The sequence below is a fragment of the Microcystis sp. M_OC_Ca_00000000_C217Col genome (assembly GCF_007095585.1).
In the GTDB taxonomy this organism is placed as follows: domain Bacteria; phylum Cyanobacteriota; class Cyanobacteriia; order Cyanobacteriales; family Microcystaceae; genus Microcystis; species Microcystis panniformis.
The window spans coordinates 1-14,378 of record NZ_SFBV01000058.1 but is presented as its reverse complement, the minus strand read 5'-3'; the positions used below and the strand labels follow the sequence as shown (position 1 = coordinate 14,378).

Here is a 14,378-nt window from a genome sequence, read left to right as displayed (position 1 = left end):
GAGGGAATCAACAATAAACTGAAACTAATAAAACGGAGAGCCTATGGCTTGAGAAACTTTCGTAATTTTTGGGTTAGAAGTATGTTATCTTGGCATCTTGTCTGTTGATTTAGCATAAATAGTAACGAAGAGCCATCTTTTCTTAAAGATGGTAGTAGGAAAGAGCGGCTACCGTGAGAGAGTAGTATCCATCGTCTCGGTCTTGAGTGGGATGTATGGCCATTCTCATCGGATGGTGGTTTCTGTCATGTCCGACCTGTTTGGGGTGAAGATGTCTTTATGGTTAAAAGATCGCAAGGGACGCACCTTGTCAGGCGAGGACATATTACACTATCCTTATGATAGTAGTAACCTGAGCCGAAACCATGAAAACAATTAGTTTTAAAACCCATGTAGGAGAAGATGGAACATTACAAATATCTTTACCACCTGAACTTAAAAACACAGATTTAGAAGTCACCTTAGTTGATCAGCCAATATCTCTAAAAGAAAAAGAAGAAAAAACCACATTTAGCCAATGGCAAGAAGGCTTTTTTGAAGAAGTAATTGGCGGTTGGGAAGGTGAATTATTAGTAAGAGAAAAACAGCCAGATTATGAGGAAAGAGAACAACTACTATGACTTATCTGTTAGTACAAATGTTTGTATTAAGCTACTTAATAATAGTAGTTTGGCTGTTACTCATGAGTTAGCAAAACATCAGCCAGACGAGATTTATTTATCTACTGTGGTACAATTAGAATTATATTATGGGGCTTATAAAAGCAGTAGAAAAGAGCAAAATTTAGGTTCTTCGGTTTGTGTTATGCAATGTACGGGGGTTATAAGGGATGGAACCCCTATATAGAAAAGCATTTAGCGATTTTTGTCAATTATTTTCGATCTAGAGCGAACTAATCAATTAAATCCCTTGCCAGATAAGGATTTAGTCGATTTATGCCCCCCTATCGAACCATACCAAGTAACGAAGAGCCAAAATTTAGCGAAGCTAGAGCGTTTCTTTAATCAATTTAAGATTTTACCTTTTGACCAAAATTCTGCAAAAATTGCTGGAAGAATTCGGTCTCAATTAAATCAATTAGGTATTCCTGTCGGTGGTTATGATTTACAAATTGCAGCTATTGCTATGGCTAATGAGTTAATTTTAATCACTCATAATATCCGTGAGTTCAGTCGTATAGATGGTTTAAAATATGAAGACTGGGAGATTTAATTATGGCTAATACTATAAAATAACTTTACATTTCTTTTATCACTTTTGGAAAATGCTATCCTTGTAGATAAGACAAAAGAACTAAAAATCTCCATTGATGCCAATTGGATAATTTAAGCGCATCTTATGATAGTCTAAATCTTTTCTTAAAGATGGTAGTAGGAAAGAGCGATCGAGAATGATTAAGGATAAAAATCAGCAAACCTATAGAGACCCTAGTATTGTCGGTTATTATGCCCAATTAACCGCGCTACAGCCAGCAGAAAAGACAATTTTAACCCTGCTGCAAGAGCATTTATCAACCATGAAAATGCTTGATTTAGGGGTAGGTGCGGGACGAACTACGAAGTATTTTGCCCCTCTTGTGGGAGAATATATCGGTGTTGATTATTCTGCGGAAATGATCGCCGCTTGTCGTCAAAAATTCCCCCATTTAGTCTGGCAAGTGGCCGATGCTAGAAATCTAGAACAATTTGCGGATAATTATTTTGATTTTATTCTCTTTAGTTTTAATGGCATTGATTATATTTCCCATGCTGACCGTTTTCTAGTTTTAGAGGAAATTAGCCGCATCGGTAAAGCGGGTGGTTATTTTTGCTTTTCTAGTCATAATCTTCAGGGAATTATCCCAGAATTCGATTGGAAAAAAAAGATTAGTTTCAATCCTTTTAGTAGCTATGTCAATTTAGTCATCTGGGCGATTTTGCGGGTCTGTAATCCCTCTCTTAGCTACCAACAGTTATTGACTGCTGACTATGCAATTATTCGGGATGAACCCCATAATTTTCGTCTGCAAAATTATTACGCCACACCCAAAGAACAATTAAGACAGTTAAGGTCTTACTTTCAAGATATTAAAATTTATTCTTGGAAAACCGGTCAGGAAATTAACAGCGAACAAGAGTTAAATACTAATCTTGATCATTGGCTTTATTATCTCTGTGTTCTTCCCTAACATTATCCCGCTTTTTTGGGGGATATTGAAGTAATGCTTGGGCAAGATAATGACCAGTGTAGGATTTTTCACATTTAGCCACGGTTTCCGGTGTTCCCACCGCGATTAATTCTCCTCCCTTGTCCCCTCCTTCTGGTCCCAAATCAATAATCCAATCGCTACAGCGAATCACGTCGAGATTATGTTCGATGACGATAATCGAATTACCTTTATCGACCAATCTTTGTAACACATCTAAGAGATGATGCACATCATAAAAAGATAAACCCGTAGTCGGTTCATCGATCAAATATAGGGTTTTTCCCGTGGCCCGTCGGGATAATTCGGCCGCTAATTTCACCCTTTGCGCTTCTCCACCGGATAAAGTGGGCGCGCTTTGACCGAGTTTACAGTATCCTAAACCCACATCCACGAGAGTTTGTAATCTGGTGGTGGCCCGGGGGACATTTTCAAAGACCTTTAATGCTTCCTCGATCGTCATATCTAAGACATCGGCGATCGAATAACCTTTATACTTAACCTGTAGGGTTTCCCGATTGTAACGCGCCCCTTTACACACATCACACTGCACATAGACATCGGGGAGAAAATTCATCTCAATCACGTTTACCCCTTGGCCTAAACAAGCTTCACAGCGTCCTCCCTTAACATTAAAAGAAAACTGCCCCGCTTTGTAACCCCTAGCTTTTGCTTCGATGGTTTCGGTGAAAATCTCGCGAATAATGTCAAAAACCCCCGTATAGGTGGCAGGATTTGACCGAGGAGTGCGTCCTATCGGTGATTGGTCGATGACAATTACTTTATCAACCGCGTCCAATCCTTCCACTTTATCTAACTCTTTGGGGAAGGGAGTTAAACGGGTTAAATGATGTTGTAAAGCTGGATATAATAACTCATTAATTAAGGTGGATTTGCCCGAACCAGATACCCCCGTAATCGAGACTAATTTTCCTAAAGGAATCGTTACATCAATATTTCTTAGGTTATTTTGATGGCAATTTTTTAAGACTAAAGCATTACCATTCCCAGACCTTCTTTGGGGAGGAGTTTCAATAACTTTGCGTCCCGATAGGTAGGCCCCTGTTATCGATTTTTTCGACTTTAAAAGACTTTTAAAACTGCCTTGACAGATGATTTCTCCGCCATGAATCCCCGCTTTTGGACCAATATCGACCACATAATCGGCTGCCCGAATCGTTTCTTCATCGTGTTCGACGACAATTAAAGTATTACCTAAATCTCGCAATCTTTGCAGGGTTTCTAACAGTTTACTATTATCTCTTTGGTGTAATCCAATGCTAGGTTCATCGAGAACGTATAATACTCCCGTTAATCCCGAACCGATTTGAGTAGCTAATCTAATTCGTTGGGATTCCCCCCCGGATAAAGTCATCGCTGGTCGATCGAGGGTAAGATAATCTAATCCCACATCGATTAAAAATTGTAGTCTCGCTTTGATTTCTTTGAGAGCTAATTCCCCAATTAATGCTTGTCTTGGGGTTAAATGACAATCATTAATTCTCTGCAAACAATCCCGAATCGGAACTCCGGTAAAATCCGTGACCGTATATTGTCCTAAACGTACCGATAAAGCTTCTGGTTTTAATCTTTTTCCGTGACAAACTTCACAGGTTTGGTTAACAATATATTTCTCTAGTCTTTGTTTGATAACTTCCGAGGTGGTTTCTTGATAATTCCTATCTAAGATATTGATAACTCCCGCAAATTCTCGATAGTAACCGCGGCCAGTATCGTAACGGTAATCATCTTCAAAATAGATCGGTTCTTTACTCCCATAGAGAATGATATCTTGCTGGGTTTTTGTGAGTTTCTGCCAAGGAGTTTGAATTTCAAAACCTAAAGCTTGCCCTAAACCGTAGAGGAGAGAAAGATAGTAGGAGTTATCCTTATCTGACCAGGGGGCAATAGCAGAATATACCGGTTGTTTCGGGTCTGGAATGACTAAATCTGCCGAAAATTTCCGTAAACTGCCCAATCCGTGACAGTTGGGACAAGCACCATAGGGAGAATTAAAAGAGAATAAACGGGGGGATAATTCTTCCATAACTGCCCCGTGTTCGGGACAGGCAAATTTTTCGGAAAAGACAATTTCTTTGGTAACTTCGGGATTATCTTCGTTATTCTCATCGAGAATTTCCACAATCGCTACACCGTCGGAATGCTTTAAACAAGTGGTTAAAGAATCCACTAATCTTTCCTGTAAACCCTCTTTTTTGATCAGGCGATCGATAACAATTTCAAGATCATGAAGATGTTTTTTATCTAACTCGATGCCCTCGGATAATTCTACTACCTTGCCGTCAATCCGCACCCGGGCAAAGCCTTGGGAGGCCAAACTAGAGATTAATTGCTTATGAGTGCCTTTTTTGCCGCGAATTACTGGGGCTAAGATTTGAAATCGGGTTTTATCGGCTAATTCCATCACTCGATCGCACATTTGATCGATGGTTTGGGGGGCAATATTGCGATCGCAATGGGGACAATGGGGTTCCCCAGCACGACCGAACAATAAACGCAAGTAATCGTAAATTTCCGTTACAGTTCCCACACTAGAGCGGGGATTGTGGGAAGTGGATTTTTGGTCGATGGAAATAGCCGGACTTAAACCCTCGATCGCATCCACATCGGGTTTATCTAATTGTCCTAAAAATTGGCGCGCGTAGGCGCTGAGGGACTCCACATAGCGGCGCTGTCCCTCGGCAAAAATAGTGTCGAAAGCGAGGGAAGATTTGCCCGATCCCGAAACTCCCGTAAAAACAATCAACTGATTGCGGGGTAATTCGATATCAACATTTTTGAGATTGTGTTGTCGGGCGCCACGGATACGGATCGAGTCAGTTTGAGCCATCGGATGGTGCCAAGTAGTCCTTAACAATAATAGCTTTGACGAATGGATTTCAGCCACTAGAAAACCAGTCTTCTATCATATCAAAAGATTCTCGGGGTTAAACCGCTCTTTCGAGAAACTCGCGCATATCTTGATCGGCCGCGGGACAACAGCTATGACTCGCTTCTTCTTCTAAATGGGCTAAAACTGGGCAATTAATCCGATAATCTGGTTCTTTTGACCGTTCTAGCCGCAATTCGTACACTTGTTTTTCCAGTTGTTCAATGCGGTCAACCAAAGCGCGAATAGCCACCGCTTCCGAGTCGGGTAAATCACCGTGTTCGAGGGGTTGCACCCGCGTCCCAGCGCGATAGATTAAACGACCGGGTACACCAACAACGGTACAATCGGCGGGAATATCGCGCAGCACCACAGAACCAGCGCCGACGCGAACGTTATTACCCAGATAAATATTACCTAAAACCTTAGCCCCGGCACCGACGACCACATTTTCCCCCAGAGTCGGGTGACGTTTACCGCTTTCTTTCCCCGTCCCTCCTAAAGTAACTCCTTGATAGATGAGGGCATAATCACCGATAATGGCGGTTTCTCCGATGACAACTCCCATGCCATGGTCGATAAAAACACCCTGACCAATTTGGGCACCGGGGTGAATTTCGATACCAGTCAGAAAACGGGCAAAATGGGAAATTAAACGGGGAATAAAGGGAATCCCGAGCTGATATAGCCAATGGGCGAAGCGATGGCACAGTAAAGCTTGTAATCCAGGATAACAAAACAGTACCTCTAACCAGTTGCGGGCAGCGGGGTCACGTTCAAAAATGATCTTGAAATCGGCTAGGAGAGTGGATAACACGAGTCTTGATTCCATATTGATCGAGCTTATACTAAACCATGTTATCACCCTGGTAAATGAGCCGTTCAACTAAAAAGCGATCGAGTAAGCTGTTTTCCTAGTTCTCTTGTACTTGCATTAGCCAAATTTTGAAGATATCCTTAATTTCCCTCTTGTTTAATCTTCCTTTAACTTGGGGCTGAAAAAATGCGATTGTTTAGCCTTTTTTTGCAGGTTTTTAGCTAAAAATATGATTCATCCTATCTATCGTCACCATTGGCAATTTTTATTAACCTTGCTGTCAATTGCTGGCAGTATCAATATTGTTACCGAATCTGCCTCAGCTTTAAATATCACCCGATTGAGCAGTCTTGGCAATAGTACAACTGCTGCTAATAACTTCGGGGCAGAAATCCCCGCTTATGACCCAGCTAGTCGAAAATTATTCGTGACCGGTCCTAATAATCGTCTAGATATTGCCGATATCAGCAATCCCGCTAGTCCAATTCGCTTACCCTCGATCGATCTTAGTCCCTACGGTGCAGGGGTTAACAGCGTTGCCATCAAAAATGGTATCGTGGCCGTGGCCATGGAAGCTAGTCAGATTACCAATAACGGCAGTGTGGTCTTTTTCAATACTAATGGTGTCTTTCAGAGTCAGGTTACTGTGGGTGCTTTACCAGATATGTTAACCTTTACTCCTGACGGTAATCGGGTTTTGGTCGCTAACGAAGGGGAAGCAAGAGGGGCGATCGATCCCAATGGTTCCGTTAGTATTATTGACCTTAGCACTGGTGTTCTCAATGCCACGGTCAACACTGCTACCTTTACCCGTTTTAATGGTCAAGAGAACACTTTAAGAAATCAGGGAGTCCGTATTTTTCCCGGTCAAACGGTTTCCCAAGATGTGGAACCAGAATACATCACCGTTTCCGACGATGGAACCACTGCATGGGTGTCTCTACAGGAAAATAATGCTGTTGCCGTAGTCGATGTTGCTAACGCTCAAGTCACCAGTATTGTACCCCTAGGAGCCAAAAATTTTAACGCACCAGGTAATGGTTTGGACCCTAGCGATCGAGATGGAGGGGTAAATATTAATAATTGGCCGGTTTTTGGCTTATACCAACCGGATACGATCGCCACCGTTACCATCGCCGGACAAACCTATTTAATTACTGCCAACGAAGGGGATACTAGAGATGAGGCCAGACGAGTTTCTAGTTTAACCTTAGACCCCAATGTTTTTCCTAATGCCGCCGAATTGCAATTAGCCCAAAATCTCGGCCGTTTGGATGTTTCTAGCATCGACGGACGTAACGACCAAGGTCAATATAGTCAACTTTTTGCCTACGGTGGTCGTTCTTTTTCGATTTGGAATGTCACTAATGGACTGTCCCAAGTCTTCGATAGCGGCGATGATTTTGAACAAATTTTGGCGGCTTTTTCGGCAACTCCCCTAACTCCTAGTATCTTTAATTCCGATGGTACTCCTAGTAGTTTCGATAGTCGTAGCGATAACCGCGGCCCAGAACCGGAAGGTTTAGCCGTGGGAACTGTAGGCAATCGTCTCTATACTTTTGTGGGAATAGAAAGGGCTGGCGGTTTCATGGTTTATGATATCACCAACCCTAGTCATCCTTTCTTTGTTGATTATATCAACGATTGGCAATTAGGTGATATCTCTCCCGAAGGATTATTATTTATTCCCGCTGCCGATAGTCCCAATGGTACTCCCCTGTTAATTGTGGCCAATGAAGTTAGTCGTAATCTGGCGATTTATTCCGTCAAACCTGTCCCAGAACCCAGCGCAGTTTTAGGATTGCTAACCCTCGGATTAGCTGGTTATAGTTTGAAAAAAAGAGGGAATTGCTAATCACATCCCGTAAAATGGTAGCGCCTCCGACCAATGGGGGCGTTTTCCCGTTTGCCAGTCCAAATGGGCTAAATCGAGGATATCGGGGGCATTTATGCCTAAATAACTGGGTGTAGCTAATCTTTGATAGGAAATAGTTAAGTTTTCTAAAGTGTGCTGCCATTGTTCCAAAGTCATCAGGCTATCAGCTAAATAAACCCGATTACCCCGATAGATACCCACATACAATTGTCCCCTAGTGGCGGGCATTTCTAGGGCTAGATGGGTATCAAGGGGATAAAAATCCCGTTGTGACCAAGCAAAGGCCGCTAAACTGGAGACGGTAAAAATCGGTAGCTGTAATTGTTGTGCTAGGGTTCTAGCGGTGACTATACCGATGCGGGTACTGGTAAAGCTCCCCGGCCCCTTAGCAGTGGCTAGAAAGGCTAAATCAGCCCATTTTTGCGGGGCTAGGAACTGTTTTAGATAGGGGTGGAATAGGTTTGATAAGTCCCTGTCTAAGTCCCAAGTTTGTTGACGACTATCATCGCTGAAATTAGAGAGGGCCAGTCCTAGTTGGGGACTGCTGGTATGCAAGGCTAATCCATAGACAGGGGAAGACAAGTCAATCTTTATCAGTAAGTTTTTATGGGTCGCCTGGGATTCGAACCCAAGACCAATCGGTTAAAAGCCGAGTGCTCTACCGCTGAGCTAGCGACCCGTTTCGTGTTCTGCACACGATTTATCAATATAACATCTTATCTGGGCTAAGTCAAGGGGTAATTTAAATTTGATTGACTCGCATTTCCACGATCGCCTCACGGCTACTATGGGGTTCTAGGTAGGTCAAATGTTCGCCTGTGTTAAGGGCGTTGCGGGGGGCGCTCCAGGGTTCGAGACAGATATAATTTTTGTCTTTCAGGGTCCAAAAAACTATAGTTGTATAGAGATCGTCGTAACCGATAACAATTTGACGTTGATGATAGGAATCGCTAAAACTACTTTGATGGCGCGTAATTTGCAGAAAAGCGGCATCAATTTCTTCGAGATTAAAGTCAAAGTTGCCGGAGTAGGAATGGAGGGTCTTCGTGCCTTGGTCGAGGTATTGGGAGGAGGGAATATCAAAGGATAATCGGGTTTTATCTGTCACTTTAAAATAGGGATGAAACCCGATAGAAAAGGGCATTTTTTCGGGGGAAAGATTAATTACTTTTTGGTGAATTTTGAGGCTGTTTCCTTGCAATTGATAGGTAAAGATTAATTTAAAATCAAAAGGATAGACTTGACGAGTGGCTTCATTACTGTTTAATTCTAGGGTTAAATTAGCGGCAGTTTCGGTGCTTTGTTTGCTCACTTGCCAGGGTAAATCACGAGCAAATCCGTGTTGTTTCAGGGTATAGTTTCGGCCTTGGTGTTGATAGGTATTATCGGGTAAGTTGCCACAGATAGGGAATAAAATCGGGACTCCTCCGCGGACGCTGAGGTTAGGATCTTTGAATCTTTCTCTGTCCAGATAGAAAATATCTTCTCCGCAAATTTGCCAACGGGTGATGATTCCTCCCCTAGCGGGAACCACTTCCAGATAAGCGTCAGCCTCTTCATCCTTGAGACAATAGGTAAGATATTGATTTTGGTTTTGAGTGATCGTAAAAGTCATTTCAGTTATCAGTTATCAGTTATCAGTTATCAGTTATCAGTCATCAGTTATCAGTTATCAGTCATCAGTCATCAGTTATCAGTCATCAGTTATCAGTTATCGGTACAGCTGACTAAAAAGCTGATTGCTAACATAGAACGTAGGTTGGGACGCTACCACTAACCCATCCTAACAAATAATTGTGCCTCCCTACTTAGCTTAACCAATGAGGTTATCAGTTATCAGTTATCAGTTATCAGTTATCAGTTATCAGTTATCAGTTATCAGTCATCAGTTATCAGTTATCAGTTATCAGTCATCAGTTATCAGTTATCAGTTATCAGTTATCGGTACAGCTGACTAAAAAGCTGATTGCTAACATAGAACGTAGAACGTAGGTTACGCTACCACTAACCCATCCTAACAAATAATTGTGCCTCCCTACTTAGCTTAACCAATGAGGTTATCAGTTATCAGTTATCAGTTATCAGTTATCAGTTATCAGTTATCAGTTATCAGTTATCAGTTATCGGTACAGCTGACTAAAAAGCTGATTGCTAACTATAGAACGTAGGTTGGGTTGAAGCATGAAACCCAACACCCGCTCATGTTACGCTACCACTAACCCATCCTAACAAATAATTGTGCCTCCCTACTTAGCTTAACCAATGAGGTTTTAGATTCGGCCCTTGTGAATAAGCTGAGATAGCCTAGCTTGAGATGAAAATTTGGGTAAGAAAATAGGCAATTGCGGCACTACCAACGGGTACAGTGAGATTATCTATACCTAGTTTCGAGAAAGTTTCTAGAATAGTGGCTCCGATCGCTGTTAATAAAGATACTAGAATAATTGGCGGATTAATGCCATTAACAAAAGATAAAATAATCAAGCTGACTAGAAAGCTGACTCCTAACATAGTCAGGGAACCTTCCAGACTTTTGCCACTGCCGAAAATTTTGTAGGGATGTTGACCAAAATTTTGTCCCACTAGGGCTGCTAATCCGTCTCCTAAAGCCATAATTAAAATACCCATTGCCGCATATTCGGGGTGAGAAATTGGCCAAAAATAAGCCACGAGAACACCGATACTAACAGCATAAAAAAAAGTTCCCCAACTGCGGCGGCCAACACTATTAAGACTGGGTAAAATGGGGAAAAAATAGGATAGGATAGCAATAATTGCCGCTAGGATGGCCGCACTTATTCCCACCCAAGCGGGGATATTTAACCACCAAGCAAAAAGGATGACGTTTCCTGTGCCAATGTGGACAACTTTGCGGGTAATTTCGCCATCGGTACTGAAAAGACTTTTTAATTTTTCAGCGATCAGAATCAGAACAGCTAGGTAACAGGCGACTAAACCGATCGAAAATAGGAGAGAGTGGGATAGTTCCACGTGGCAAAAGCGAAAATTGACTATCTATTTAGTTTAGGCGATCGAGGTGACATTGATGAAAGGAATTTTTATTGGCTTAATTGAGGGATATAGACGGTTTATTTCGCCGCTATTTCCCCCTTCCTGTCGTTTTCAACCCACCTGTTCCCAGTATGCCATGGAAGCGATTGATCGCTTTGGTGTGCTGCGGGGTTCTTGGTTAGCAATTAAGCGTATTCTCCGTTGTCATCCCTTTCACCCCGGAGGTTACGATCCTGTGCCTCCCTGTAGCCACAAGCACGATTAAAAGCCACAGTAGTTATCTCAATGGTGAGATACGAGGTTTTCGTTTTGGGGATTCAGGAGTCAGGATTCAGGAGTCAATACCAAATTAGGTTATACTTCATTTTTAGGGTAAAGTCTGTAAAACTCTTGATATTTTTAGACCCGTTGATGATTGCCTATTTTCTTTGGGGAAAACGCTCGATATCGGCGATACCATAAAAGATGATCTGTTTATCTTTTAAACGTAGTCGATCGACCCTTAATTGAGTACCATCGAGAGCAAATTTATCTAAATCCATGAGGTTGTTAACATGGCTGATTAAAGCTTCTCCTAAAGCTTTCGATCTTTCGTCCCCTTGATAAACCACCTCAACAAATTGAATTTTTCGCCGTTCTTCCACAACCACAGCAGTGGTCATTTCTAGAAGAATTGGCTCTTCTTCTCCCAATTTGATGAGACTTTTCAGAGTTAAAGTTTTATCGTCATTGAGAATTAATTCCGTATTCTGACAGTGAATTGATTTACCTTCGTACTCTAATCTTTGCAGTTTTTCGACAATAAAAGGTGTATTAAAAGAGGTGGTTAAGTCTTCTTCCGTTAAAACTACCCGCAAAGTGGCCCGCGTCGGTTGACGGAGTTTTACCTGTCCGGTAAAAATGGCACTAAAATCGATCGCCACCGCTTGTACATACAATTCCATGGCTTCGATGCGTAGGCCATTGTACATCAGCATCGACTGACCGATAAAGTCAAAACCGTCGATACTGCCTTGCAGTAATTTGGCCACGGGTTCGGCGCGGACAGTGGCTTTCAGCTTGCCTGTCCGTTTGAATAATGCAGCGATCGCAGCACTCACCGCCTTACTGATGAGTTGATCGCCGCTCTGATTGGGAAAAGGTAAGCTACCAAACACGCCTGCTGTCATATCTCTCATAGGTGGGACTACAACGATCTTAACATTATTTAAAGTTTCTTTACATCTCGTTTTATTAATGAGGATGATAAGCAATCTGTATGATTCTGTAGAGGTTATAAATTTTTAGCGGTCTATCCCGTGCGAGGGGATAGGATAGAAAAGTGCTACTATCCCAGTGATATAGCGTTTTTCACTTAGAAAATCGGGGTTAAAAACGTGGTTGCCATTTCAGATCAACAACAGTTAGCCGCTACCCACAACCACAGCGATCGAGTGGCGGTATTATTGATGGGATACGGGGAAGTGGAGAGTTATGAGGACTTTGCCAACTATAATGAACAGGCCTTAAATTTGCTGACGGCTAAGTTCGCTCCTGTACCGACTTGGGTTTATCCTCCCCTAGCGAAATTATTGGCCCTATTTGACCTACACGAATGGCAGCACCAGCATAATCACTTTATTTCGCCCCATAACCACATTTTCGAGCATCAAAGACAGGAAATCGAGCGCAATTTACAGGCAAAATGGGGTAATCGGGTGGAGGTATTCAAAGCGTTTAACTTCTGCGCGCCTTTTTTACCGGCACAGGTGTTAACGGAAATCCGCGAACGGGGATTCGAGAAAATTTTGATCTATCCTCTCCTCGTTGTTGATTCTATCTTTACCAGTGGCATTGCGATCGAACAAGTTAACAAAGCTTTAGCTCAGGGACAAACGGGGGAACATTGGGTCAAAGGATTGCGCTATATTCCCTCGTTTTATAACCAACCCGCTTACATAGAGCTAATGGCGCGGTTAGTGGAGGAAAAAATCGCTGCTGAGGTAGCTAGTAGCTGTCTTCCCTCGCAAATTGGCATTATTTTAATGAATCACGGTTGTCCCCACGAAGCTAAGGGATTTACGTCGGGAATCGATGAAAGTCAAGCTTTATACGAGTTAGTCCGGGAAAAATTAATCTATCGTTATCCCTTGATTTCTGTGGGTTGGTTAAATCACCAAACCCCTTTAATTAAATGGACGCAACCGAATGCAGAGTTAGCGGCGAAGAATTTAATCGAATTGGGGGCCAAAGCTTTAATTTTCATGCCAATTGGCTTTGCTACGGAAAATCACGAAACTTTGCTGGATGTGGAGCATATTATCGAAGCTTTACGCCGCAAACACAACCAGGTTAATTATGTGCAGATGGCCTGTGTCAACGATAACCCCGAATTTTGCCAGATGGTCGCCGATTGGGCCGAGGAACATATCGAAGCTTTACTATCACAAGAGGCTTTATCTGTCAATAGTTCTGTAACAATTCCTCACATTCATTCCGATCACCATCATCACCACGGACATCACCACCATCATTAAGCTTGGACAGTGGCAAAGAGGGGCAACGGCGAAAATTAGTCCTACCACTTGTCACTGTTGGAGCTATAATCTATAATTGTGCTTTCTTGGGTACGTAGCTCAATGGATAGAGCATCCGCCTTCTAAGCGGACGGTTGTAGGTTCGATCCCTACCGTACCCGTTATTGCCGACTAGGTATGGGAAGGCGGATGTGGTGGGCTGCCAATTGCGAATCAAGTTGCTCTGATGAGCTTCTGGTCTGGCATTGAACTTGAGGTGGTGTGAATTCTGCGTAGAGGAATGAAATTTGGGTAGTGATTTTATTGTAGTGGTGATAGCTCAAACCTTTGCTAATTGGGCATTGTAGTCATGAATAAAATACCAAAGGGTTCCCCAACGTGATTCTCCATTTTTTTAGAGAAAGATAGACTCTCTCTCACCGGCTTTGTTGCCCTTGTTTTTTGTACCAAGCGATGTACTACAAGAAGGATAATGCAAGGTTTTTGAACGTCCCAATCCTATTTTCTTGCACTAACATCGGACTTTAACAGGTCAAAAGCCTTATTTTAAAAGGGTTTTACCATTATTCAGCAAACCCTATTTAATCCTTCAATAGGATTAGTTTGACCAGTTTCTTTCCCGACCGGTCGATGACGTTTACTGGGAATTACTGTCTTATAAGACTCCCAAAAGTCTGTGTAAGCAACCGCGCATTGTCGGTAAACACCGGGTAAACTAGCCCCAAAGTTTTTGGGCTGATTGACGACTCCTATCTCCGCGCATAGCAACCAATAATTTCTTGCGTAGTTCTATCGATAGCTAACCAAATATATACCTTGATTTTCTGACAAAATACGAATGACCATAACTCATCACATTCTCTGATTAATTTGCCTTTAGGTTTGTCTGTTACCTATACCTGGCGGGGAACTTGGCTAAATTTATTATTAACATAGTTTGGTAACCATGACTAACTCACTCCAGTTACTCTAGCAATTCCTCGTCAGGAAATTCGTTCGAGCAAGAGTTGATCAATTAATTGTTTGGTTTCGTCAGAGACGGTTTTATTAGTGGGATTGATCACAAACGGTTGACCACATTC

15 protein-coding genes, 2 tRNA genes and 1 pseudogene are annotated in these 14,378 nt (G+C 42.3%); 10 read left to right on the top strand and 8 right to left on the bottom strand.

The annotated features are described in order from the left end of the window. The 4 genes from EWV66_RS03515 to EWV66_RS03500 form a co-directional block, all read left to right on the top strand. On the top strand, positions 1 to 108 hold a 108-nt coding region (locus tag EWV66_RS03515), incomplete at its 5' end, for a transposase (RefSeq protein WP_287107181.1). A 257-nt stretch (positions 109 to 365) separates the two neighbouring features. After that, on the top strand, positions 366 to 620 hold the full coding sequence (locus EWV66_RS03510) for a hypothetical protein (RefSeq protein ID WP_052276743.1): 255 nt from the start codon (positions 366 to 368) through the stop codon (positions 618 to 620). Between the two features lie 244 nt (positions 621 to 864). Further along, on the top strand, positions 865 to 1,212 hold the full coding sequence (locus tag EWV66_RS03505) for a PIN domain-containing protein (protein ID WP_052276744.1): 348 nt from the start codon (positions 865 to 867) through the stop codon (positions 1,210 to 1,212). Positions 1,213 to 1,390: 178 nt separating this feature from the next. Next, a complete protein-coding gene (locus tag EWV66_RS03500; RefSeq protein ID WP_287107180.1) occupies positions 1,391 to 2,167 on the top strand; it encodes a class I SAM-dependent methyltransferase in 777 nt (258 codons plus the stop codon). Here the strand turns inward: EWV66_RS03500 and uvrA are convergent. Together uvrA and cysE are read right to left on the bottom strand one after the other, a co-directional pair. Further along, positions 2,124 to 5,036 carry an excinuclease ABC subunit UvrA gene (gene uvrA, locus EWV66_RS03495; protein WP_052276746.1) on the bottom strand — a complete coding sequence of 971 codons (2,913 nt, stop codon included), beginning with the start codon at positions 5,034 to 5,036 and terminating at the stop codon, positions 2,124 to 2,126. The genes EWV66_RS03500 and uvrA overlap by 44 nt on opposite strands. A gap of 97 nt (positions 5,037 to 5,133) precedes the next feature. Next, entirely contained in the window at positions 5,134 to 5,907 is a 774-nt protein-coding gene (gene cysE, locus EWV66_RS03490; protein ID WP_052276747.1) for a serine O-acetyltransferase, read from the bottom strand. Between the two features lie 214 nt (positions 5,908 to 6,121). Between cysE and EWV66_RS03485 the strand changes: the two genes are divergently transcribed. Next, entirely contained in the window at positions 6,122 to 7,747 is a 1,626-nt protein-coding gene (locus tag EWV66_RS03485; RefSeq protein ID WP_052276748.1) for a choice-of-anchor I family protein, read from the top strand. Here EWV66_RS03485 and tsaB read toward each other — a convergent pair whose 3' ends face one another. The 3 genes from tsaB to EWV66_RS03470 all read right to left on the bottom strand — a co-directional run bounded on the left by tsaB (position 7,748) and on the right by EWV66_RS03470 (position 9,383). Beyond that, entirely contained in the window at positions 7,748 to 8,350 is a 603-nt protein-coding gene (gene tsaB / locus EWV66_RS03480; RefSeq protein WP_002785414.1) for a tRNA (adenosine(37)-N6)-threonylcarbamoyltransferase complex dimerization subunit type 1 TsaB, read from the bottom strand. Between the two features lie 25 nt (positions 8,351 to 8,375). Continuing rightward, positions 8,376 to 8,447: transfer RNA gene (locus tag EWV66_RS03475), tRNA-Lys, on the bottom strand. 63 nt (positions 8,448 to 8,510) lie between these two features. Then, positions 8,511 to 9,383 carry an aldose epimerase family protein gene (locus tag EWV66_RS03470; RefSeq protein WP_052276749.1) on the bottom strand — a complete coding sequence of 291 codons (873 nt, stop codon included), beginning with the start codon at positions 9,381 to 9,383 and terminating at the stop codon, positions 8,511 to 8,513. Between EWV66_RS03470 and EWV66_RS03465 the strand changes: the two genes are divergently transcribed. Further along, entirely contained in the window at positions 9,363 to 9,545 is a 183-nt protein-coding gene (locus tag EWV66_RS03465) for a hypothetical protein (RefSeq protein WP_287115904.1), read from the top strand. The genes EWV66_RS03470 and EWV66_RS03465 overlap by 21 nt on opposite strands. 43 nt (positions 9,546 to 9,588) lie before the next feature. Next, positions 9,589 to 9,726, top strand: a complete 138-nt coding sequence (locus tag EWV66_RS03460) for a hypothetical protein (RefSeq protein ID WP_287107178.1) — start codon at positions 9,589 to 9,591, stop codon at positions 9,724 to 9,726. A gap of 346 nt (positions 9,727 to 10,072) precedes the next feature. Here the strand turns inward: EWV66_RS03460 and EWV66_RS03455 are convergent, their stop codons facing one another. After that, the gene (locus EWV66_RS03455; protein ID WP_002757750.1) at positions 10,073 to 10,759 is read right to left on the bottom strand and encodes a diacylglycerol/polyprenol kinase family protein; all 687 of its coding nucleotides are present in this window, start codon (positions 10,757 to 10,759) and stop codon (positions 10,073 to 10,075) included. A 55-nt stretch (positions 10,760 to 10,814) separates the two neighbouring features. On the opposite strand from EWV66_RS03455, the gene yidD reads away from it, so the two are divergent. Next, a complete protein-coding gene (gene yidD / locus EWV66_RS03450; RefSeq protein ID WP_002757748.1) occupies positions 10,815 to 11,045 on the top strand; it encodes a membrane protein insertion efficiency factor YidD in 231 nt (76 codons plus the stop codon). A gap of 154 nt (positions 11,046 to 11,199) precedes the next feature. On the opposite strand, the gene EWV66_RS03445 is transcribed toward yidD, so the two are convergent. After that, on the bottom strand, positions 11,200 to 11,958 hold the full coding sequence (locus EWV66_RS03445) for an LmeA family phospholipid-binding protein (RefSeq protein WP_002757745.1): 759 nt from the start codon (positions 11,956 to 11,958) through the stop codon (positions 11,200 to 11,202). Between the two features lie 198 nt (positions 11,959 to 12,156). Between EWV66_RS03445 and EWV66_RS03440 the strand changes: the two genes are divergently transcribed. Next, on the top strand, positions 12,157 to 13,296 hold the full coding sequence (locus EWV66_RS03440) for a ferrochelatase (protein ID WP_052276752.1): 1,140 nt from the start codon (positions 12,157 to 12,159) through the stop codon (positions 13,294 to 13,296). Positions 13,297 to 13,384: 88 nt separating this feature from the next. Next, a tRNA-Arg gene (locus tag EWV66_RS03435) sits at positions 13,385 to 13,457 on the top strand. 437 nt (positions 13,458 to 13,894) lie between these two features. Here EWV66_RS03435 and EWV66_RS03430 read toward each other — a convergent pair. After that, positions 13,895 to 14,378, bottom strand: a pseudogene (locus EWV66_RS03430) (IS1 family transposase); the annotation flags it as partial.